Origin of the sequence: Paenibacillus turpanensis (assembly GCF_011421635.1) — a bacterium.
Lineage (GTDB): Bacteria > Bacillota > Bacilli > Paenibacillales > YIM-B00363 > Paenibacillus_AK > Paenibacillus_AK turpanensis.
The window spans coordinates 93,558-115,328 of record NZ_WTLI01000018.1 but is presented as its reverse complement, the minus strand read 5'-3'; the positions used below and the strand labels follow the sequence as shown (position 1 = coordinate 115,328).

The 21,771-nt window shown below is 54.6% G+C and carries 16 protein-coding genes and 1 riboswitch; of the genes, 8 read left to right on the top strand and 8 right to left on the bottom strand.

Annotated features, from left to right (window positions below):
- Positions 1-5: 5 nt before the first annotated feature.
- Together GQS10_RS16860 and rpoE are read right to left on the bottom strand one after the other, a co-directional pair.
- Complete coding sequence (locus tag GQS10_RS16860; RefSeq protein ID WP_166244293.1) at positions 6-1,628, bottom strand: CTP synthase; 1,623 nt, start codon at positions 1,626-1,628, stop codon at positions 6-8.
- Positions 1,629-1,909: 281 nt separating this feature from the next.
- Entirely contained in the window at positions 1,910-2,482 is a 573-nt protein-coding gene (rpoE, locus tag GQS10_RS16855; RefSeq protein ID WP_166244291.1) for a DNA-directed RNA polymerase subunit delta, read from the bottom strand.
- A 387-nt stretch (positions 2,483-2,869) separates the two neighbouring features.
- On the opposite strand from rpoE, the gene GQS10_RS16850 reads away from it, so the two are divergent.
- Positions 2,870-4,015 carry a S8 family peptidase gene (locus GQS10_RS16850; RefSeq protein ID WP_424991800.1) on the top strand — a complete coding sequence of 382 codons (1,146 nt, stop codon included), beginning with the start codon at positions 2,870-2,872 and terminating at the stop codon, positions 4,013-4,015.
- 62 nt (positions 4,016-4,077) lie between these two features.
- Positions 4,078-4,290 carry a hypothetical protein gene (locus GQS10_RS16845; protein ID WP_166244129.1) on the top strand — a complete coding sequence of 71 codons (213 nt, stop codon included), beginning with the start codon at positions 4,078-4,080 and terminating at the stop codon, positions 4,288-4,290.
- On the opposite strand, the gene argS is transcribed toward GQS10_RS16845, so the two are convergent.
- The 3 genes from argS to GQS10_RS16830 all read right to left on the bottom strand — a co-directional run bounded on the left by argS (position 4,268) and on the right by GQS10_RS16830 (position 10,281).
- Positions 4,268-5,959, bottom strand: coding sequence for an arginine--tRNA ligase (gene argS, locus GQS10_RS16840; protein WP_166244287.1), 1,692 nt, complete (start codon positions 5,957-5,959; stop codon positions 4,268-4,270). The two genes, GQS10_RS16845 and argS, sit on opposite strands and share 23 nt — an antisense overlap.
- Before the next feature lie 3 nt (positions 5,960-5,962).
- On the bottom strand, positions 5,963-6,382 hold the full coding sequence (locus GQS10_RS16835; protein WP_166244285.1) for a YwiB family protein: 420 nt from the start codon (positions 6,380-6,382) through the stop codon (positions 5,963-5,965).
- 1,874 nt (positions 6,383-8,256) lie between these two features.
- Complete coding sequence (locus tag GQS10_RS16830; protein ID WP_166244283.1) at positions 8,257-10,281, bottom strand: beta-galactosidase; 2,025 nt, start codon at positions 10,279-10,281, stop codon at positions 8,257-8,259.
- 140 nt (positions 10,282-10,421) lie between these two features.
- Between GQS10_RS16830 and GQS10_RS16825 the strand changes: the two genes are divergently transcribed.
- Entirely contained in the window at positions 10,422-11,279 is an 858-nt protein-coding gene (locus GQS10_RS16825; RefSeq protein WP_166244281.1) for an AraC family transcriptional regulator, read from the top strand.
- 133 nt (positions 11,280-11,412) lie between these two features.
- Here GQS10_RS16825 and speB read toward each other — a convergent pair whose 3' ends face one another.
- Positions 11,413-12,282: an agmatinase gene (speB, locus tag GQS10_RS16820; RefSeq protein ID WP_166244279.1), complete on the bottom strand. Its 870-nt coding sequence runs from the start codon at positions 12,280-12,282 to the stop codon at positions 11,413-11,415.
- A gap of 7 nt (positions 12,283-12,289) precedes the next feature.
- Positions 12,290-13,123, bottom strand: coding sequence for a polyamine aminopropyltransferase (gene speE, locus GQS10_RS16815; RefSeq protein ID WP_166244277.1), 834 nt, complete (start codon positions 13,121-13,123; stop codon positions 12,290-12,292).
- Between the two features lie 218 nt (positions 13,124-13,341).
- On the opposite strand from speE, the gene GQS10_RS16810 reads away from it, so the two are divergent.
- Entirely contained in the window at positions 13,342-15,405 is a 2,064-nt protein-coding gene (locus tag GQS10_RS16810) for a transglycosylase domain-containing protein (protein WP_166244275.1), read from the top strand.
- 206 nt (positions 15,406-15,611) lie between these two features.
- Here the strand turns inward: GQS10_RS16810 and GQS10_RS16805 are convergent, their stop codons facing one another.
- Positions 15,612-16,118 carry a YwhD family protein gene (locus GQS10_RS16805; RefSeq protein ID WP_166244274.1) on the bottom strand — a complete coding sequence of 169 codons (507 nt, stop codon included), beginning with the start codon at positions 16,116-16,118 and terminating at the stop codon, positions 15,612-15,614.
- Between the two features lie 145 nt (positions 16,119-16,263).
- Here GQS10_RS16805 and GQS10_RS16800 point away from each other — a divergent pair, with 145 nt between their 5' ends.
- From GQS10_RS16800 to GQS10_RS16785, 4 genes are all read left to right on the top strand, one after another.
- Positions 16,264-18,348: a M1 family metallopeptidase gene (locus GQS10_RS16800; RefSeq protein ID WP_166244272.1), complete on the top strand. Its 2,085-nt coding sequence runs from the start codon at positions 16,264-16,266 to the stop codon at positions 18,346-18,348.
- Between the two features lie 14 nt (positions 18,349-18,362).
- Positions 18,363-19,175 carry a hypothetical protein gene (locus GQS10_RS16795; RefSeq protein ID WP_166244270.1) on the top strand — a complete coding sequence of 271 codons (813 nt, stop codon included), beginning with the start codon at positions 18,363-18,365 and terminating at the stop codon, positions 19,173-19,175.
- Positions 19,176-19,582: 407 nt separating this feature from the next.
- Positions 19,583-19,716, top strand: a riboswitch (cyclic di-AMP (ydaO/yuaA leader).
- Positions 19,717-19,721: 5 nt separating this feature from the next.
- Positions 19,722-20,201 (top strand): C40 family peptidase, encoded by a 480-nt coding sequence (locus GQS10_RS16790; RefSeq protein ID WP_207952316.1) that lies wholly within the window; start codon positions 19,722-19,724, stop codon positions 20,199-20,201.
- A gap of 167 nt (positions 20,202-20,368) precedes the next feature.
- The gene (locus GQS10_RS16785; protein WP_166244334.1) at positions 20,369-21,739 is read left to right on the top strand and encodes an FAD-binding domain-containing protein; all 1,371 of its coding nucleotides are present in this window, start codon (positions 20,369-20,371) and stop codon (positions 21,737-21,739) included.
- Positions 21,740-21,771: the final 32 nt, after the last annotated feature.

Genomic DNA, 21,771 nt, shown 5'->3' with positions numbered 1-21,771 from the left:
GATAATTAATTTAGAATCCCCTCATGCTTTTGCGCATAAGCCGCACGCACAAATTGCTTAAACAGCGGCTGCGGGCGGTTCGGGCGAGACGTAAACTCTGGATGGAACTGTACCGCGAGGAACCACGGATGATCCGGCATCTCCACAATTTCAACCAAACGGCCGTCCGGCGAGGTGCCTGACACCTTCAAGCCTGCCGCCTCGATCACATCACGGTATTCGTTGTTATATTCATACCGATGGCGATGGCGCTCGTACACAAGCTCATCCTCGTAGCACTCCATCGCAAGCGACCCTGGAACGAGCTTGCACGGATACAATCCAAGGCGCATCGTGCCGCCAAGATCCTCGATATCGCGCTGCTCCGGCAGCAAATCAATAACCGGATACGGTGTAGTCGGGTTAATTTCGGAGGAGTTTGCTCCAGCAAGACCCGCTACCGTACGCGCGTATTCTACAACGGCAACCTGCATACCAAGGCAGATGCCGAAGAACGGGATCTTCTGCTCGCGGGCATACTTTATCGCACAAACCTTACCCTCGATGCCGCGGTCGCCAAAGCCTCCCGGCACGAGAATCCCTTGTACGCCGCCAAGAAGCTCGTCCACATTCTCGTCAGTGACTTCTTCCGCATTGACCCAGCGGATTTCCACTTCCGTATTGCAGTCGATTCCGGCATGACCGAGCGCTTCGACAATGCTCAAATAAGCATCATGCAATGCAACATATTTGCCGACAATGGCAATTTCCGTTTTGGCGCTGAGCGATTTGACCTTCTGCACCAGCTGCGTCCACTCCGTCATATCCGGCTCCGCAAGCGGGGCATTCAGCTTCAAATGACGCACCACGATATCGTCGAGAGATTGCTCGCGAAGCATGAGCGGCACTTCATACAACGTATCCGCGTCTGCGCATTCAATAACCGCGTCTTTATCTACATCGCAAAACTGCGCGATTTTACGTTTCATGTCTTCCTGCAGCGGATGCTCCGTCCGGCATACGATGACATGCGGCTGTATGCCGATGCTGCGCAGCTCTTTTACGCTGTGCTGGGTCGGCTTCGTTTTCACTTCGCCGGCCGCCTTCAGATACGGGATCAAAGTAACGTGTATGTACATCACGTTATCGCGGCCGATATCGCTGCGGATTTGACGAATCGCTTCGAGGAACGGGAGGCTTTCAATATCCCCGACGGTTCCGCCAATTTCCGTAATAACGACGTCCGAGCCCATTTCACGGCCTGCACGGAACACCCGCTCTTTAATTTCATTCGTAATATGAGGAATGACTTGGACCGTACCCCCGAGATATTCCCCGCGGCGCTCCTTGGTAATGACGGATTGATAAATCTTGCCCGTCGTCACGTTGCTGTTCTTGGATAGATTAATATCAATAAAACGCTCGTAATGCCCTAAATCGAGGTCTGTCTCCGCTCCGTCGTCAGTAACGAATACTTCACCGTGCTGATATGGGCTCATTGTGCCCGGATCGACGTTAATGTACGGATCAAACTTCTGAATTGTTACTTTTAGCCCCCTGTTTTTCAGCAGACGTCCGATCGACGCTGCGGTGATTCCTTTGCCCAGAGAAGATACAACCCCGCCTGTCACGAAAATATATTTTGCCATTACCATTCTCCCTCAGCTTTATCATTAAGAAAATTGATTCCGAGCACGAAACGAACCCATTGCCATACGAAAACTACCGTCCTGATTAGGATGCCGAAACAACGGCAGAACCATGAAAAAACGGCTTACTTTCTCATTAAAAAAAAGAAAGTGACCCCGAAAAGCTTCGGGGCACTTTGGTTTTCTTGGTAAATATATTGTAAAGCCCATGCAATAGTCTACTCTGATGATAAAAGCTTGTCAAGCAAAAAACCCGCCCTTATGGACGGGTTGGTTCTCACTTATTTATCGTCTTCATCATCGTCAAAATCGCCTTCGTCTTCCTCGTCTTCATCATCATCCGAGTCGCCTTCTAATTCGTCATCCGAGTCCTCGTCGTCGTCAGCATCCTCGTCGATTTCTCCGATATCCTCTTCAGCTTCTTCTTCCTCCTCAAAGATTTCGTCGCGATCCTCATCGATCGTGTCGTAATCTTCTCCCTCAGCCAGATAATCTTCTTCTTCCTCTTCCTGGTAAAGATCCTCGTCGTCCAGATCGTCGTCGACGTCGTTGATAATACGCGGACGCGCGCCACCCTTCTCGTCGGCCTTCTCGACCGGATACCAGCGGATGAGTCCCCACAGGTTGTTCCCTACGCAAGCAAAACGTCCGTCGATGTTAATCTCGGTGTAAAGCTGCGCAATCACCCGCAGCATTTCTTCTTCGGCAAACCCTTTAATTTTAGCCACTTCCTGCATGAGGTCGCGGTAATACATCGGTTCATTCTTTAACTTTAAAATCATGAACGCCAAGTCGACCATTGGCAGTTCTCTAGCTTCCTCTTTCGATAAATTCAATAATTCGAGGCTGCTCACTACGGCACATCCCTTCCAGCAGTTTCGGCACCAACGATGATTCCTACCTATTATGTTTCCATTATCAACCTATAGTAAACCTTATTTTTTATAAAAAAGCAACTGCATGAAAACGGGAAAAGCGGGGGTCGCCCCCCGCCCTGACTGTATCCGCCCGCTGGACGCGTTTACACACGTTTCGCGGTACCTTTTTCGAAGAGCCCTTAAGAACCCTCCTACCATCCTATGTCGACAATTCCCCTTTGACACCCAAAGCCGCCTAATTATATGAAAACGGGCACAAGGCTTATGCGAAGCGCCTTTCCCCTTCATACGATGGAGCATAGCGTTTGGGGCTTGATGAGGAATCGATGCACTACGATATGCGGCTATGGAGGTAAGGGCATGATCAATACAAATCAATTACTCGATCGACTGCTCCGGGAAGCCGAAACCTCCCGGAAGGACGACAGGTCCTATATTATCCGGTTTCGGAATCCAGCTTTATACAAACGATTCGTTAAGCAGCTTCGTGAATTAAAAAAGGAGAAAGGGGTCCCCAGCTCCCTTCTTCCCATTTCATTGATTCGAGGCATTGCATGCCCGCTTCGCTCCGTGCGAATTTTGCAGGCTTTCGGCAGCAGCATTCATGTGGAGGCGAACCCGAAAATTCGGGTGCACAGCCTGGCCAAGGCAGAGCTGCAAAGCTTTATCCCTTGGGGCGTAAAGCAGGTACGCGCCCCTTATGTCTGGCCCATTTCCCAAGGAGCCGGCATCCGCATCGGGGTGATCGATACGGGTGTGGATTATTCGCATCCCGATTTACAGCCGGTGCTTTCTAGAGGCATCAATATGCTGAACCCGCGTATTTTGCCCATCGACGACAATGGACACGGCACACACATTGCCGGGACGATTGCGGCATGCGGGCATAACGACGGCATCACCGGAATCGCCCCGATGGCGAAAATTTTCCCGGTAAAAGCCTTTGATTACAACGGTACGGCCTACGTGTCGGATATTATTCACGGCATCGACTGGTGTGTGCGTAACGGCATGCACATTATTAACATGAGCTTCGGCATGAAAAAACGCAGCGATTCTTTGCTGGCCGCGGTGCAGAGCGCCGAACGGGCCGGGGTGCTGATTATTACGTCGTCGGGTAACGACGGCAAGAAAGCCGAGCTGGATTACCCCGCCCGCTTTCCTTCCACGATCGCCGTCGGCGCCACCGACAAAAAAAACCGCATTGCTTCATTCAGCAATCGCGGTAAGGGTGTCGACGTGTATGCTCCCGGCGACAAGATTTATTCGACTTGGCTGCGCGGCAAGTATAACGCCATGAGCGGCACATCGATGGCGACCGCGCATGTGTCGGGCATGATCGCGCTTACGCTTGCGGCGAAGCCCGGGCTTAAGCCGGCGCAGATTCGCGCGCTGCTAAAGCGGGCGGTCGTCAAGCCGGTCCGCCGCGGCAAGCGGGGACCCGGGCGGCTTGACGCGCCGCGCCTGCTGAAGCTGGCGAGCGGCCCGCGCGTGGCGCGGAAGGGGTAGCGCGCGGCCGGAGCTGCCGGCGGCGCGGGTGTTTGCGCGAGCCGGAGCTGGCGGCGGCGCGGGTGTTTGCGCGGGCCGGAGCTGGCGGCGGCGCGCGGGTGTTTGCGCGAGCCGGAGCTGGCGGCGGCGCAGGTGTTGCGCGGGCCGGAGCTGGCGGCGGCGCAGGTGTTTGCGCGGGCCGGAGCTGGCGGCGGCGCAGGTGTTGGTGCGGGCCGGAGCTGGCGGCGGCGCGGGTGTTTGCGCGGGCCGGAGCTACATTTGCTCCGGCGCGCTGACGCCGACGATGCGCAGCACGTTGGCGATGGCGGTTTTGACCGCGCCAAGCACGGCGAGGCGCGCAGCTGTGGCGGCGGCGTCTTCGGTGATGACGCGCTCCGCCCGGTAATAGCTGTGGAACTGGGACGCCAGTTCATATACATACCGGATCATGCGATGCGGCGCATGTTCTCCTGCAGCGATGCGAACTTCCTCCGGCAGCTGGCCCAGCTTCAGAAGCAGATCGTAAGTTGCTTCTGAGTTAAGCAGCGACAGCTGCAGGTTGTCGGTGCTCTGCGGGATCGCAATGCCCTGCTCCTCCGCCTGGCGGAATACGCTGCAGATGCGCGCGTGCGCATACTGCACGTAGTACACCGGGTTCTCATTGGACTTGGAAACGGCCAAGTCCATATCAAAATCAAGATGCGTGTCGAGTCCCCGCATCGTGAAGAAATAGCGGGTCGCATCAATACCGACCTCGTCCATGAGGTCCTCCATCGTCACGGCTTTGCCCGTACGCTTGGACATTTTTACTTTTTCGCCGTTCTGGAACAGGCTGACCATCTGCACGACGAGCACCATCAGACGTTCGGCGTCGTAGCCAAGGGCGGTCATCGCCGCCTTCATCCGTGGAATGTAGCCATGGTGATCGGCTCCCCAGATGTTGATCAGCCGATCAAACCCTCGCTCGAACTTATCGCGGTGATATGCGATGTCCGGCGTCAGGTAGGTGTAGGAGCCGTCGTTTTTGACAAGCACACGGTCCTTGTCGTCTCCAAGCGGAGTGGTGCGCAGCCATACTGCGCCTTCCTCGTCATAGACATGGCCTTTAGCGCGAAGCTCGTTCAACGCTTCAACAACTTTGCCATTCTCGTAGAGCGAGGTCTCGCTGTACCAAACGTCAAAGTTCACGCGGAACCGTTCCAGATCCCGCTTCAGCTTCGCCATTTCCTTGTCGAGGCCGTAACGGCGGAAATAAGCGAACCGCTCTTCTTCAGACAACGTCGTTAAGCGGTCGCCCTCCTGCTTGGCGAGCTCCGCCGCGAAATCAATAATATCTTGGCCGTGGTAGCCGTCCTCCGGCATTTCCGCGTCGCGGCCAAGCGCCTGTAGGTATCTCGCTTCAAGCGAACGCGCGAGATTAGCGATTTGGTTGCCCGCGTCGTTTATGTAGTATTCGCGGCTCACGTCGTAGCCCGCGAACGACAGCAGGCTGCACAGCGCATCGCCGACTGCCGCGCCGCGCGCGTGGCCTAGATGCAGGCTGCCCGTCGGGTTCGCGCTGACGAACTCGACTTGGACGCGCTGTCCCGCTCCGTCGTTAATGCTTCCGTAGCTGTCGCCGAGCTGAAGCGCTTGTCCGATCACGTCGAGCAGGTACGTTTTATCCATATGAAAGTTAATAAAGCCCGGGCCCGCAATTTCTACCTTACTGACCTTCGCCTTCGCAGTGTCCAGCTTTTCCACAATCGCTTCCGCGATCTGGCGCGGGTTTTTCTTGGCAAGCCGCGTCAGCTGCATGGCAATGTTCGATGCAAAATCGCCGTGCGCCTTTTCTCTTGGGACATCGAGCAAAATCGCAGGCACCGCTGCCGGTTCAATTCCTTCTAAAAGTCCCGCTGCGTGCAGCGCATTTTCAATTTCCGCTTTCAGGTTTTGCTTCACTTGTTCCAGCACATACTGCGCCATCGTTTATTTTTCCTCCTGCATTGTCATTTTTAACGTATACGTTCCAACGGCTTCTCCGCCGGCAATCATCTCGTACTTCCATTCCACTGTTCCGTTCCCTTGCTCGGATCGGTTGTCGAACCGGAGCGTCCGGTTTTCAATAACCATGCGGCCCTGCGGAGTCTCAAAATACCCCGTATCCGCGCGCCCCTCGGCAAACGCCTGCTCCGAACGAAAATCCCCGTGCCGGATCACCCGCACTTCCTCATTCGTCAGCCGAATGGTGGCCGTGGTGTTGCCCATGTCCGGCTCCGGCTCGTGATAGCGGATATATTCCGCACCTTCCTTGCCGTACCATTCGCCTCTTACGGTCCGTACGACCCGCCCTCCGTCGCCATGATCGGCTTCGATGCGGATTTTGATTTGTTTTTTCAGGATGGACATGCCGCGCTCAATCCTTTTTTGAAAAGAAAAATTTTGCTACAAGCATATCTTAATCGGCGCGTAAATTCAACGCAGAAAGTGGTCTTGGGCCGGAGAATGGTGGAGAACGGGACTTCTTCCGAACAATTTGTGGTTGGAATAAGGGATGAGGAGGGTGACCCGGATCTGATCGATTTACTGTGGAGGAGACTGGGCTTTCGTACATTTCATATTTCTTCTGACCCATAAATACTGCGGGCTTTTTCGCATTCTATTCATGGTGCACACTTAATTAGATACATCAACACTTTTAGGTACTGAATATGAATACCTGTCCAGATGGCGAGCACTCAAGTAATAACATCCGTCCCAACGAGTAACACTCATTCATACAGCTAATGAACCCTCGCCAAATGACGAACACATACTCAAGTAATGAACATCTGTCCCAACGAGTAACTCGCATTCACTCAACTAATGAACGCCTCGACACAATCAAGAACACATACTCAAATAATGAACACCCGTCCCAACGAGTAACTCGCATTCACTCAACTAATGAACGCCTCGACACAATCAAGAACACATACTCAAATAATGAACACCCGTCCCAACGAGTAACTCGCATTCACTCAACTAATGAACGCCTCGACACAATCAAGAACACATACTCAAATAATGAACACCCGTCCCAACGAGTAACTCGCATTCACTCAACTAATGAACGCCTCGACACAATCAAGAACACATACTCAAATAATGAACACCCGTCCCAACGAGTAACTCGCATTCACTCAACTAATGAACGCCTCGACACAATCAAGAACACATACTCAAATAATGAACACCCGTCCCAACGAGTAACTCGCATTCACTCAACTAATGAACGCCTCGACACAATCAAGAACACATACTCAAATAATGAACACCCGTCCCAACGAGTAACTCGCATTCACTCAACTAATGAACGCCTCGACACAATCAAGAACACATACTCAAATAATGAACACCCGTCCCAACGAGTAACTCGCATTCATACAGCTATTGAACCCCTCGCCATATAACGAACACCTATTCAAGTTATGAACATTCGCCAAAAAAGAAAAGTCAGAGCCCACCTTGGAAGAATAGGCTCCGACTTTATATTTCAACAAACCATTTTCTTTCCCGCATAACAATTTAGGTGTCAACCGATACATGAAATGCCCGCCGAGAACTCGAGAACGGTACACCATTCTTGTCATCGCCCATACCGAACCGAGCCCGATTTTTCAGAAACTGAACACATCCGGTGATAAACGTATCCCATAACCATATAAATCCGGTGCTCGCCCCATCTACCAGAAGTTTCGAAGCCCCCAACCAAGCAGGGTAGTCTTTGCGGAAGATCTTAAACAGATCCCTAGCAAGAGATAGCCAGAGCACCACTAAACCAAATTATTTGTATTGTTTGCTCAAAAAGCTCCATTTTGCTCGAACTTATACAAGTAATTTGTATTGTTTCCCGCTCGGAGCCCTCCCCCCAAAGAATCACGCTAAAGTATACAAATAATTTGTATTGTTGAGTCGTATTTCAAGCTCCACTCAAAAATAGTACAACTTATTTGTATTAAGGGGACGTCTCAAGTGTGTGGCATAGCTATTCTGTCGACCGATGCGGGTGCCGGCTCAAATGTGTGATATAGCGCTTCTGTCGGGTGCAGTGCGGGTACGGGTCGGATGCGAATGCAGGTGCGGGTGCCCGGTGCTGCTGCAGATGACGCTGCAAGTGCGGGTTCGACGCGAGTGCCGGTGCCACTGCCGGTTCGGATGCGGGTGCAGGTGCGGGAGCCGGCTCAGATTCGGGCGCGAGTGCCAGTGCCGCTGCCCGTGGGATGCGGGTGCAACCGCCCCGCCTACTCTGCGTTTCGCTTCAAAATCGCCACGCCCGCCACAGGTAGCTCAATCTCCCCTTGCTTGGCCGAGCCGTCGAGCACATTTGCATACTCGCCCGGCGGCAGCTCCACACGGACCGGCTCGGCGTTATGGTTGAGCACAAATACATACGCGCGGCCATCCGCATGCTCCCGCACGGATACCTCTACTCCTGCCGGCGCAGCAATCGGCGGCACGATGCCCGCTTCCTCGCAAAGCGTACCGAGAAGCTTCGCCACATAAACATCGTTCGGCTGCGTCCCTACATAGTACGCCTTTCCCTGACCAAACGAATGGCGCGTCACCGCCGCTCCCCCGGCATAAAAATCCGACTCAAAATGCGCAATCGCCTCCGCACCGTCTAACCGGATTATATCCGCCCACAGGCTGCACTCATACGAACCGCCATCCGCCGTTTTGATGCGGTTGCGCTGCTCCGGCAGCATCGGATCAAACTCCTCCACGCACAATCCAAGCAGCTTGCGGAAGGGAGCCGGATATTCTCCAAGATGAATCCGGTCATTTTCGTCCACCATGCCGCTGAAGTAGGTCAGCACCAGACTGCCCCCCGTAGACACGTATCGCTCCAGGTTATCCTGAACCCCTGGCTTCACCATATAAAGTGTCGGCGCGATCACCAATGCGTAAGCCGACAAATCCTGCTCCGGCGTTACAAAATCCACGGCGATATTCGCGCGGTAGAGCGCCCGGTGATACGTTTCAATCGATTTCATGTAACGCACGTCTGCGCTTGGCTTTGAATCCAGTTCCAGCGCCCACCAGTTATCGTAATCGAATACAATCGCCACTTTGGCGGTAATCCGCGCATCGGCAATTTCCTCGATGCGCTGGAGGTCACCTCCGAGCTGCTCAACCTCGCGGTACACGCGGCTGTGCTCATCCCCCATGTGGCTCACCATGGCGCCGTGAAACTTCTCCGCACCCGCACGTGACTGCCGCCACTGGAAAAACAGCACACCGTCACCGCCGCGCGCGACGGTCTGAAGACTCCACAGCCGCATCACGCCGGGACGCTTCAGTGGATTATGCTGACGCCAATTCACTTGACTCGTCACCTGCTCCATCAGCAAAAACGGCTGACCGCCCTTCATACTCCGCAGCAGGTCGTGATTCAAAGCGGCATACTCCTGCCCTGTCCCTGAAGTCGGCTCCGGATAGCTATCCCAGTTGACCACATCGATATGCTGCGCCCATTTGAAATAATCGAGCGGCTTGAAGCTGCCCATAAAGTTCGTCATAACCGGAACGCCCGGAGTTACTTCCCGCAAAATATTCGCTTCATTCAAATAACAATCGAGCAAGCTGTCCGACATAAACCGGCGGTAGTCCAGCTGCTGCCCAGGATTTGCAAAGGTCGGCGTATGCGCGGGCAGGCCGATTTCGTCCCAACGGTAATATTTTTGACTCCAAAAGTTTGTTCCCCACCGAGCATTCAGCTCATCAATCGTGCCGTAACGCTTCTCCAGCCACACTCGAAACGCATGTTCGCAGGAGGAGCAATAACATTCGGATATATGACAGCCGTACTCATTGTTCACATGCCACATGGCCAATCCCGGGTGATCCTTATAACGTTCCGCAAGCCGGCGCACCAGACGTGCGGCGTAATCGCGGTATACGTGTGAATTCGGGCAGTAATGCTGCCGCGACCCGTGACGGTACCTGCTTCCACGCTTATCCACAGGTAATGTGTCCGGGTGATTCACTGCCATCCACGCGGGCGGAGATGCTGTGGCCGTCGCAAGGTCAGCATAAATGCCGTGCTTCGCCAGCAGGTCCATCAGCCGGTCAAGCCATGCAAAATCATAATTGTCCGCGCCCGGCTGCAGTACCGCCCAGCTGAATATGCCCACGCTGACCAGGTTTACCCCGGCTTTTTTCATCAGTCGCATATCCTCCAGCCAAACCTCTTCCGGCCACTGCTCCGGGTTATAATCCCCGCCATAACAAAAGCCCTGCAGCTTCTCTGTTCTCCATCCCGCCATTAGTCAACACCCTTTCCCATATCATCATATGAGAATCATATCCCGTAAAGAAAACGGTATCAATGAAAGCATTTTCTTGCTAATATAACAATATTCATATTGGAAAATACCTGCATTGAAAAAAGGATGGAGAACCGCGCATGTCCTCGATCTTGCTGAATAAAAGCTCCTTCGCTGTGCTAACCGAGCATGAGCGAAGATTACCTCTCTACATCACCTCGTCGGGCGGCTGGTCCAATCAAGAACGAATTGTTCGCGAAAGCGGGTTCCCCGATTTCCACTGGCTTCAAGTCTATTCGGGCGAAGGCCGGCTTGAACTCAGCGGGAACACCTACACCGTTCTGCCCGGACAAGGGATGCTGCTTTATCCCGATGAGCCGCATACGTATTACGCCGCTTCGGAGCCTTGGGGCGTACGCTGGCTTACCTTTAACGGCGGGCTGGCCCGGGAGCTGCTGCAGCGGATGGCTTTGACGGAATCGAAGGTGCTGACCCTGTCCAACCCCGGCGGAATGCTCGTAAAAATGCACGAAGCGCATGAAACGATCGTCTCTGGCGATCCGCTGCGCAGCTATGAAGGCTCTTCGCTGATGTACGAGCTCCTGATTGACCTGCTGCGGTACTCGTCAGAGGCGGAAGCCCGCTCCAAGCAGCAGCGGATCGAGCACATCGCCCCGGTGCTGCGGCATATCGAGCAGCATTACTGCGAGCCGCTTAGCCTGCCGGAGTTGGCCGCTTGCATCGAGGTCAGCCCGCAGTATTTGTGCACGCTGTTCCAGCAGGCGATGGGCATGCGGCCTTTTGAATATATTACGAGCTACCGCCTGCGTGCGGCCAAGGAGCTGCTGCTGGCCGAGCCGGAGCGCCGGGTGCGGGACATTGCCGAGGCCTGCGGGTACGAGCATCCGAGCTACTTTATTAAGATATTTCGCGAGCATGAAGGCATGACCCCGACGACATTCCGGCATATTCATCTGCAATATCCGGCGGAAGAGTAGGCAAGGGCCGATTCCCAGCGGGATCAGCAGTCCACTTCACTCCGTACCGTAGGGCCCCAAACCACAAAAAAACGCCTGATCGGCAAAGGTTTCCCTCCCTTGCCAATCAGGCGTTTTGCTATTGTTCTCCGGCTTACTTCACGAAGCCCAGAATCATCTCACGAATCAGCTTGGACGCAACGATTTGCGTCATTTCCGACGAGTCGTACACCGGCGCTACTTCCACAACGTCCGCGCCTACGACGCGAGCATCGGAGCGTGCAATCGCGTGCACGGCAGCCAGCAGCTCCTTCGAGGTGATACCGCCCGCTTCCGCAGTGCCGGTTCCCGGCGCAGTCGACGGATCGAGCACGTCGATGTCGATCGTCACGTAAACCGGACGTCCTGCCAGCTCCGGAAGCACCTTGCGAAGCGGCTCCTCTACGTCGAACGGGAAGAAGTTGACGTTCTTGCGTCCGTACTCGAACTCCTCGCGGGAGCCGGAGCGGATGCCGAACTGATACACGTTCTTGCCGCCGATCATTTCGGCTGCTTTGCGGATCGGCGTTGAGTGCGACAACGGCTCGCCCTCATACTGCTCGCGCAGGTCCGCGTGAGCGTCGATATGGATGATTGCGAGGTCCGGGTACTTCTTATAGACCTCTTGAATGACCGGCCACGATACGAGATGCTCGCCGCCCAGACCGAACGGGAACTTGCCGTCCGCCAGCAGACCGCTTACGTACTCGCCGATAATTTCCAAGCTGCGCGCCGCGTTACCGAACGGCAGCAGCAGATCGCCTGCGTCGAAGTAGTTAACCTCTTCGAGCGAGCGGTCCAAATACGGGCTGTACTCCTCCAGCCCGATCGAAACCTCGCGGATGCGGGCCGGACCGAAGCGCGAGCCCGGACGGAAGCTGACGGTATAATCCATCGGCATCCCGTAAATAACCGCTTGGGAAGCGGCGTAATCGTCACTGCTCAAAATAAACACGTTACCGGAATATTTTTGATCCAAACGCATGCGCGGCCTACTCCCCTTTTACCAAATCTTCAACGATTCTTGGAAGTGCGAAAGCGGCCTTATGCAGGCGCGGCGTGTAGTACTTCGTATCCAGCTCTGGAATCGCGTCGGTGTCCACCTGCAGCGGATCATGCTTTTTGCTGCCCATCGTGAACGTCCAAAGTCCGCTTGGGTACGTCGGAATGTTCGCAACGTACACACGAACGATCGGGAAGATCTCCTTCACATCGCGGTTAACCGTACGGATCAGATCCGCCTTAAACCAAGGGTTATCGGTTTGCGCGACGAAAATGCCGTCTTCCTTCAACGCATCATAAATCCCTTTATAAAAGCCTTGCGAGAACAGCTGAACCGCCGGACCAACAGGCTCGGTCGAATCAACCATGATCACATCGTATGTATTTTTATGGTCATGAATATGCATGTAGCCGTCATTGATAATAACCTCTACCCGAGGGTTGTCCAGCTCTCCCGCCGTTTCGGGGATATACTTTTTGCAATATTCTACAACCTTGCCGTCGATTTCAACGAGAACGGCTTTTTTCACCTTCGGATGCTTCAGCACCTCGCGAATAACTCCGCCGTCACCGCCGCCGACAACAAGCACCTGCTCCGGATTCGGATGGGTAAACAGCGCCGGATGCGCCACCATTTCGTGATAAACGAATTCGTCCTTCACGGTTGTCATAACCATGCCGTCCAAAACCAGCATGCGTCCAAACTCTACCGTATCAATAATAGCCAGATGCTGAAATTCCGTCTGCTCGTTAACGAGGGTCTCGGTGATTTTAGCCGTTATTCCGAAGTTTTCGGTTTGCTTCTCGGTATACCAAAGCTCCATGGGATCGCCTTCTTTCCTTATATTCCCGTTTAGTGTGCCACGACACACAAATTGTATTATAGTGTAACGCGGTGAAAATGCAATAAGCAGGGGCCGCGTGAAGAAAATTTCATAAACTGCTGCTTTGCACGAATATCCCGCTTCCCGGAATTCCATAATGGTAATATGGACCAAAACCAAGCTCGGTTTACGGATTCCGTTCGGAAGGAGGATGCAGGATGAATAACTCCCAAGCCCGATTACGGGGAAACGAGGGCTCCCCCAGATGGCTTCGCCGGATTCGCTTCTTTTTCTCATTTATGATGGTTAGTACTTTAATTTCGGCCGCAGGAATCATCGTGCTTGCACTTTATTTACGTTCGGATGCGCTCCCGGCGGTTTCCGTCTCGCAGACATCCAGCATGTACGATCTGCACGGCAATTTGATCGACGCCTTTCATTCCGGAGAAAACCGGGAAATTGTACCGCTCGAGAAGATCTCCCCTCATTTAATTAACGCCACGGTCGCAATCGAGGACAAGCGTTTCTTCAGCCATTTCGGGCTGGACCCGGTGGGCATTGCCAGAGCGCTCTACATCGACGCCAAAACGTTATCAATGAGGCACGGGGCCAGTACGCTGACCCAGCAGCTTGCCCGGAATTTATATTTGACCCATGAACGAACCTGGACGCGGAAGCTGAAGGAAGCATTGTATGCGGTACAGCTGGAGCTCCAGTACAGCAAAAAAGAAATACTCGCCATGTATTTGAACCAAATTTACCTCGGTCACGGCGCGTACGGGGTAGAGGCAGCAGCCAAGCTCTACTATGGCAAAAACGCATCCGAGCTGACGCTGGCGGAAAGCGCCATGCTGGCCGGCGTGCCGAAGAGCTGGAAGTATTACTCTCCTTATATGGATTGGGATAAGGCGAAAGCGCGGCAGAGGACTATTTTGCAGGCGATGGCCGATCAGGGCCTAGTCACGATAGCGCAGGCGAAGGCCGCTTCGGCGGAGCAATTAAACCTGCTTCCTTTGAAAAAAAGCACCCCGTCCATTGCCCCGTATTTTCAGGATTACGTGCGCAGCGTAGTGGTGAACCGGCTCGGTCTTGACGAGGAGCTTTATGAATCGGGCGGCCTCAAAATTTATACGACGCTCGATATCAAGCAGCAGGAAGAAGCGGAAAAAGCGATTCGCGAGACGCTTCGCCCGGGTTCCACAGAGCTAGAGGCGGCGCTCGTGGCGATCGATCCAAGAACCGGCTATATTCGCGCCATGGTCGGCGGCACGGATTACGGAGAAAACCAATACAACCGGGTGTTTTCCACAACCCGGCAGCCGGGCTCCTCCTTTAAGGCTATCCTGTACTTGACGGCGCTGCAAACCGAGGGCTTTACGCCGCTGAAGAAGTTCGTCAGCGAGCCGACGACCTTCACCTTCGATAAGGGAAGACAGTCGTATGCGCCTTCTAATTTCGGCAATAAGTATTTCGGAGAAATCGATATGCGCGAGGCGATTGCGCGTTCGGATAACATCTACGCGGTGAACACGATTATGGAGGTCGGCGCCGACAAGGTCATCGACATGGCGCGGAAGCTCGGCGTGACCAGCGCCATGGACCCGCTCCCGTCGCTTGCGCTCGGCACGTTCCCGGTGTCGCCGTTCGAGATGGCGTCGGCGTTCGCGACAATCGCCGGAGGCGGCGTACGCATCGAGCCGACTGCCGTGCTGCGGATCGAGGACGCCGACGGGACGGTGCTCTACGAAGCGGAGCCGCAGACGGAGCGCGTCTTCGACGCGGCGCATGCGTATGTGCTCACCGAGCTGATGGAGAGCGTATTTGACGCAGGCGGCACCGGCAGCCGGGTGGCGGCTGAAATTAAGCGTCCCGTCGCCGGCAAAACCGGGACAACCAATACCGACGCCTGGATGGTCGGGTATACGCCCGAGCTCGCCACCGCCGTCTGGGTCGGCTATGACAAGGGGCGAAATATCAGCTCGGTGGAATCGCACCAGGCTGCGCCGATCTTCGCCAAGTTTACCGAAGGGGCGCTCGAGGCGGTGCCGCCGAAGCTGTTCGCGATGCCGGAAGGGGTCGTCAGCGCTTATATCGACCCGAAAACCGGGCTGCTCGCGACCAGCGAGTGCGAGGGCTCAAGGCTCGAGACGTTCGTCGCCGGAACGGAGCCGACGACGTACTGCAGCGAGCACGGCTCGAAGCCCGCGGCTCCGGAGACGCCTGAGACGAAGAAGAAGGAGCACTCCTGGTGGAGCGATCTGAAGCGGTGGTGGACGGAGTAGCCCCCGTCCCTCGCCGGGTGGGCCTGTCTTCGACGCTTTCCCTATACAACACAAAGAGGCAGACCGTTTGCGTAGACGGTCTGCCTCTTTGTTGTCCTAGTATATCGTTCAATATACTATCGCTTATTGTAATCGGTAGCGTGTCCTGTGACAACGGATGACACAGATTCGTCACAGGTCAAAATTTGCCGCGAAAAGCTGCTGCGTTACGCCAGCCCCTGCTTCAATTGCTCCAGGGAATTATCCCACCATTCCGCGTTATTTTCCTGCAGGCAGCGCTTTAAAGCCGCTTTTTCCGTCTCGTTCAGACCGTCCAAAATGATGCGTCTTTTCAGCGCATAATCCATCTTATTGACGTGGTCGGCGAGAATTTTCCAGCCCTTCTTCGCCTCCGGATCGACGGACATTTCGCAGGCCGTCACCCCGGCGTAATAGGAGCCTCCCTCCGGCCTGCGGTCAACCGCCACCCACACGATCCAGCATTTGCGCCCGTTCGGCACTTCCTCTTGGTTCACCGTGAACTTAATGCCGCGCTCCACCTTGCTCTTGGCGTGCAGCGCACCGATATCGATGTACGCCTCTTCGCCATCGATAATGACCGACGACAAATTGCTGAGATCGATGGAGCCTGCGCCAAAGCCTTTATGTTCTTTACTGCTGACCACGTTCAGCGACCGCAGCGGTTTTTTGCCCTCATTCTCATTGGAATCCAAATGGATGTCCCCCTTGTTCGAAAAGTTATCTACATTATTGTATCGAAAATGCAGTAGTGTTTTCCACACCCGTGTCCAAATTCGTGGACATGATCGCCCGAGCCCTTACATATACATGCTCTAGAAGCTTGTCAACGGGGTGAAGATGATGAAGCGTCCGAAATCGAAACTGCAATCGATTACCGTGTACACCTTGGTAGCCGCTTTCGTAGCGATGCTCGTGTACAGCAAATTTACTTCCTTGTATATGGCCGATGACCCGAAGAACGGCAATTCTCCTGCAGCTGCGATGCCAAACAGCCACATCGCCCTTTCGGGTCCGGAAGCGCAGCAGCCTGCTCCGGCCCCTGCGCCGAATGCGCCGGCGCCCGCTCCCGCTCCGCAGGAAGGCACCAGCGATGCCGTCGTCCCGAAAAAGCCGGATCCGCTCAGCAAACGTGTCGTGCAGTATCACATGAGCGCCAAGCTGGATGCGGAAACCAAAACGATTTACGGCAATCAGACCGTCACCTGGACCAATCCGGGCACGAAGGCGGTCAGCGAGCTTTACTTCCATTTATATCCGAACGCCTTTGCTTCGGATAAATCGACCTTTATGCGCGAGTCGGGCGGAAAGCACCGCGAGGACAGCGCGAAGGCAAACAGCTATGGCGGCATGACCATCGATTCGCTTAAAGCGTCCGATGGATCCTCCTTAGACGAACGCCTTGAATTCGTTCAGCCGGATGACGACAACTCGAACGATCGAACGCTTGCCATGCTGAAGCTGCCTGTTCCGGTGCTGCCCGGACAGCAAACGACGCTGCAGCTCCAGTTTACCGTGAAGCTGCCTTCCGTCTTTGCGCGGATGGGCTATTCCGAAGACTTCGTCATGGCGGGCCAGTGGTTCCCGAAGGTTGCCGTTTATGAGCCGGCAGGAACTCGAGGCCGTACCGAGGACGGCTGGAACACGCACCAATACCACGGCAACTCGGAATTTTACTCGGACTTCGGCATTTATAACGTAATGCTTGAAGTGCCGGACACCTACACCGTCGCCGCGACCGGGTTCCCGACGACTCCCGTCGCCAAGACGGGCAATGGAACCAAAACGTATCATTTTTACGCCGACGATGTGCATGATTTTGCTTGGGCCGCTTCGCCGCACTTCGTTTATCACGAGGAGCCCTTCTCCACCGATCATATTCCCGGCATGAAAATTAAGCTCTACCTTGATCCGAAGCATGAGCATCTGAAAGAACGCTACCTGCAGGCGACGAAAAAATCGCTGGCGCGATACAGCGAGTGGTACGGGGCTTATCCGTATTCGACCCTGTCCGTCGTCGTGCCGCCAGCCGAAGCGAACGGCGCCGGGGGTATGGAATATCCGACGCTCATCACCGCTTGGGGAGCAGCCGAAGAAACACCGGGGCTGGAGCTTGAGCGAGTCGTCGTTCATGAGATCGGGCACCAGTATTGGTACGGTATGGTCGCGAGCAACGAATTCGAGGAAGCATGGCTGGACGAAGGCTTTACCTCTTATACCGAGGATAAGTTGATGGAAACTGAATACGGCTCCAAGCCTAGCCGCCTCATTGAAGCCAGCTACATCACCGCGCCGGAGCCGCTCACGCTCAACGCATGGAAATACCATAACCATAACACTTACGCCGAAAATGTGTACACCCGGGCCAAGCTTGTACTAACCGCAATGGAACAGCAGATCGGTGAAAAGCAGATGAAGCAGGTGCTCAAGACGTATTATCAGCAGTGGAAATTCCGCCATCCATCCACGAAGGACTTCCAGACCGTTGTGGAAAAGGTTACCGGCCAGTCGTGGAAGCCATTTTTCGATCAATACATCTACAACGGCTTAATGGCCGATTACGCAATCGAGTCGATTGTATCCACTCCTTCAGGCGGCGAAAACGGTCAGCCGGCAGGCTACCAGCATGAAATTACCGTACGTCGATTGGGCGGAGACTATACACCGATAAAGATGCGGCTGCATTTTGCCGACGGCTCGTATGCAGACCAGACGATCAACCAGACCGAGGACCGCAGCAAGGTGAAAATTGTCCATCCGCAGAAACTGAAATGGGCCATGCTCGACCCCAGCTATGAAATCGTACTCGAGAACAAGCATATTAACAACTTTATGAAGACCGAAGTGGATGAAAAATGGAAGGTTCGCCTGAACGTAGGCACGGTGAAATTGATTGAGACGCTGCTCAGCTGGGTGGCATGGTGAGGTGATCACGCATGATGGATTATTTGAAATCAGGCCTGCGCATAACGTGGAAGCAGCTCTTTATCGTACTCGTGCTTTTCCTGTACCGCATAGGCTGGGGCATCACTTTGTATCAATACGTGAAATCAATTATCGTTCCGTTAATGCATCGCTATCCTGCGGGGGATCTGCCCCCCGCGGCCGTCCGCTTGTTTCTGATTGAAGGACAGTTCCAGCTGTTCAAAACGGACCTTGCGAATCCGTACCTTTGGACGCTGCTCGGCCTGTTCGCGATCCGCATGCTTGCCACTCCGCTGCTAAGCGGCGGCTTGTTTTACGCGCTGCATCACCAGGATCAACCGGTCGGCACCGCTTTTTTCCGAGGTATGAAACGGATGGCAAAGCCGTTCATCGTGTATTACGCGCTGCAAACTGCGCTGACCGTGCTGCCGCTGATTTGGATCTACCCTCATCTGAAGGAAGCGGTTTTCCTGGTGGGGAATTATGAGCAAATGCTGCTGTCTCTCGCCCCATGGGTCATCGGCTGGATGCTGTACGCCGGCTTGATCGAGCTGATGTTCATGTACATTCAATTCGGCCGCGTCGCGAAATACGGGGTGGTGAATGCGCTTCTGACCTTCTTCCGCTCCCTGCTGCCCGTATGCGGGCTGGCGCTGATCCTAGCGCTGATCACCGGCGCCATTGCCTTAACGGCTGTCGGCTCCACCTTATGGTGGGCAGGCTTTGCGGCGGTGCTCGTTCACCAAGCGTTCTATTTCTTCCAAAGCTTCTTTAAAATGTGGGGAATCGCCGCGCAGTATCAGCTTTGGACGGTGAAGTCGAGGTAGCATTTTTAAATAGTATAGAAAGATCGTACACCTGAAGGATGCAGGGCTCCTCCGAGCCCCTCTCCCTTCAACACCAACCAGCCTTCTCTGCGGTGCAAATCGCGGTGAAGGCTGGTTTTTTGCGCGCTACCATTCGGTTCCATATGCTTCCATTCGCTTTTATTCGCGCTGTGCCCCTCCAGCTTTCACCATCTCCTGTCGGCGCTTCACGTCCCCGTTTCGCCAATTTCCGATGTGCGCCTCTATTTTTCTTGAACATCAGCCTCTATTGAAAACGTGATCTTCTTTCCGTTTCGCCCCTTTTCTCGCAAACTCTGAACCTTTCATTTTTATTTGAATATTTTGCTAGGAGAAGAAGGATTCCGCAGAATTTTGGCGAATCCTTTTTAGGGTTGTTAATCATTACTACTCAAATTTTGCCTAATTCCGTCAAACGGAAACGGGGGAACCATCTTGGGTGAATTGATTCTGCTTGAAAGAATCATAGGGCACCTTCGACCGAACCCTACAGCTAACCTCGTCGGCAGCGGAAGGAGTATTAATCAATTGAAAAAGACAGCATTGGCAGCGTTATGCCTTGCTGCAACCCTGTTCTTTGGAACAGGCAGCGCATTGGCTGAAACGCCTCTCAACAGCGCAGTTAACTCCGTCATGGGAAGCCCTTACAAATGGGCCGGCACGACGAAAGAGGGCTTTGACTGCTCCGGATTTACGATGTACATTTTTGCGCAATTCGGAATTGAGCTTCCTCACCAATCGGCCGGGCAAGCGAAGCACGGCACGAAGGTTGAGAAAAGCGAGCTGATTCCGGGAGATCTCGTCTTTTTCAACACCAGCGGCAAAGGCATTTCCCATGTAGGCATTTATGTTGGCGATGGTAAATTCGCTCATTCCGCAACGAATGAAGGAATCGTCATCGACAGCATGGACCAATCCTATTATGCTAAGCGGTACGTAACCGCTCGCCGTATTTTATCCGATGAGCAGTATGCACAAGTAACAACTGAGCCTCCGGCGCAGCAATAATCATTTTCAACCGACAAAAGCTCTTCAGACGGTGGACAAGTGCCCCGTTTGGAGGGCTTTTTTTGTGTGCAGCGGCTCTGTCGGCTGGTTTGCAGCGAAGATTTATGAGAAGCTATGGAATGAATTGTCCTTGAATAGGTTACGAATACTTGCGGAGGTGAACGGCCATCGGCCTCATTGTTTTCATCCATCGTAAAGATCTACGCACGCAGGATCTGCGGGCGTTCGATTATATTGCGGCCCGAAACCGGCCCAGCCTGCACGTCTTTATCCTTGATCCGGCTCTGCTGAATGGAGGACGGGAGCAGGAACACAGCGGACGCGCTTTTTTGGGGCGTCTGCAGGCGCTCGGCGAGGAGTACCGCCGCCACGGAAAGCAGCTGCAGATCGTATACGGCGAGCCGCGCAAGGTGCTGTCGCGGCTCCTTGACCTGCACCCGGTCGAGGAGGTCGTCGTTCAGCGCGAGCATACTCCTTATGCGGCGGCGAGGGATCACGTGCTCCGCCTGCTGGCGGAAAGCCGCGGAACGGCGTGGACCGCCATCGAAGACGGGACGCTGGTCGACGGGGTGGAATTGCAGGCATACGGCGGCCGCAAGGAGCCGTACAAGGTGTTTACGCCGTTCTATCGGAAATGGTCGGAATATCTTTCCGTCCATTACCGTCCGTCATCGGCGGCGGGACTGCCGGAGCTGGAGGTGACAGCCGAGGAGCTAGCTCCAGCCATTGCGGAGTCATTTGCGCTGCCGTTTCCGCTGGAGGCTTACGCCTCATCCACATGGGCGGAAGCCGTGCCCCGCGAGGTTCTGCGCCGCTTCCTAGAAAGCGGCATCGACGAATACGCAGCGCGGCGTGATTTCTACGCCGGGGAAGGGACGAGCGGGCTCAGCGTGTACATTAACACGGGGGCAATCTCGATCCGCGAGATTTACGAAGCGCTGCCGGATACCGTCGCCGCCGAGCCATGGCGCAGACAGCTGGCCTGGCGCGATTTTTACTACATTCAGGCGGCTTGCAGCCCGGCGTTCTTCCGTTACGAGTCGTTGTTCGACCTTTCCGGGCTGAGCGACCTGCATTTCGAGGCCTGGGCGGAAGCGCGGACCGGTATCCCGATCATCGACGCCGCCATGACCCAGCTCCTAGAAACGGGCGTCATGCCGAATCGGCTGCGGATGATTACCGCGATGTTCCTCACGAAGAATCTGCTCTGCCCGTTTCCGTTAGGGGAGCAGCTTTTCCGCCGCAAGCTGGCGGACTACGACAACATCCTGAATCGCGGCGGCTGGCTGTGGAGCGCCTCGCTCGGTTATGATGCGTCCCCCTACTTCCGCATCATGAACCCGGTCGCCCAATCGGAGCGATACGATCCGGACGGCGAATATATTCGGCGCTGGCTTCCGCAGCTGCGAGCCCTCAGCGGCAAAGCGATCCACCGGCCGCAGCCGAACGCGATCGTCGATCTGGCGCAATCGCGCGAGCATGCCATCGCGGTGTACCGCAGCATCCTTGGAAGCAAATCGACTCTTCCGCTCGAATAATCCGCATCCCGTCACTCAAAAAGGGTACCTCC